This is a genomic window from Parafrankia sp. Ea1.12 (assembly GCF_900465275.1).
Taxonomy (GTDB): Bacteria; Actinomycetota; Actinomycetes; order Frankiales; family Frankiaceae; genus Parafrankia; species Parafrankia soli.
This window is the reverse complement of record NZ_UBIZ01000353.1, coordinates 1-1,333: the sequence shown is the minus strand read 5'-3', so window position 1 is coordinate 1,333 and position 1,333 is coordinate 1. Positions and strand designations below refer to the sequence as shown.

At 67.3% G+C, this 1,333-nt stretch carries 1 protein-coding gene; it reads right to left on the bottom strand.

Translation table 11 applies throughout. The annotated features are described in order from the left end of the window. The coding region (locus tag FMEAI12_RS19560; protein ID WP_146776733.1) for an ABC transporter substrate-binding protein at window positions 1-1,333 on the bottom strand (1,333 nt) is incomplete at both ends.

Sequence of the window (1,333 nt, the reverse complement as noted above, 5' to 3'; positions counted from 1 at the left end):
AGGCCGTACTGCGCGAGGCCGCCGACGTTCTTGCCCGAGATGGCGCCGAGCCCCCCACGCGCGATGAAGAACATCGGGGTCAGTTCGGTCAACCGTTCCTGCACGGTGTCGTAGGCCGCCTTGCGCTGCTCCTCCGAGGTTGCGGTCCGGCCGGCCTGCAGGGCCGCGTTGAGCGCCGGGTCGTCGATACCGGCCAGGTTCGCCGGCGAGCCCCCGGCGAAGACCGTCGACAACCGAGGCTCGGGGTCCTGGAAGAGCGCGGACGTGATGACCGCGTCGAAGTCGAGTGTCCTGCGCAGCTGGACGAACTCGGCGAGCTCAATGGTCTTGATTTTGACCTCGACGTTGTTGAAGGCGCTGAGCTGGGCCTGGATGTTCTCCGCAAGCGCCCTGTTCTCGCTGGCGGTGGAGCTGGTGAACGTGAAGGACAGCGGCTTGCCCTCCGCGGCCAGCTCGTCGAAGAGCCGCTGGGCGGTCGCCTTGTCCGTCTTACGCAGCGGCGTCTCCGAGTAGAAGGGGGAGGCGTCGGTGAACAACGTGTCGGCCAGCTGCGCGGTGCCGTTGTAGGCCGCGAGATTCAGCGCGTCCGAGTCCAGTGCCGCCGCGACCGCCCGACGCGCACGAATGTCGTCGAACGGTGCTCTGCGCATGTTCAGCGCTGCGAAGACGCCGCCGCTGAGCTGCATGACGTTTGTCGGCAGACCCGCCTTGGTGGCCTTGTCGAGGTTGATCCAGCTCGAGTCGATGGCCACGTCCGCGCCCCCGGTGAGCAACGTGTTGTAGCGCTGGTTGCCTTCGAGCGCCGCGCGGAGGGTGAGGCGGTCGAGGTAGGGCCGGGGTGCGTCCCAGTAGCGGGGGTTCTTGACGAGCCGGATATCGGCCTGACGGGTCCAGCTCTCCAGGGTGAACGGTCCCGCGCCGATCGGCTTCGCGTCGAAAGCCTGCTGGCCCTTCTGCAGGGCCGCGGGTGAGGCGATCCAGTTCATCGAGGAGGCGAGGACGGACAGGGCGTACCTCGGCACGGGGGTGACCAGGGTGACCTTCAGCGTGACGTCGTCCACCACCTCGGACGATTCGATCGTCGCCGCCTCCGACCGGTGGGCCGAGCCGACGGCCGGGTCCTTGGTTCGGTCCCAGTTGAACTTCACGGCCTCGGTGTTCAGCGGAGTGCCGTCGGAGAACACCAGGCCCGGCCGCAGCTTCAGGGTGAAGGTCTTGCCGTTGTCGGTCGTGGTGAACGACTCGGCCATCGAGTACTGGACCTCGTCTGCCTCATCGTTGGTCATCAGGGTCCCGTACAGGGCATTGCCCAGGAAGCCGCCGGACGCATACG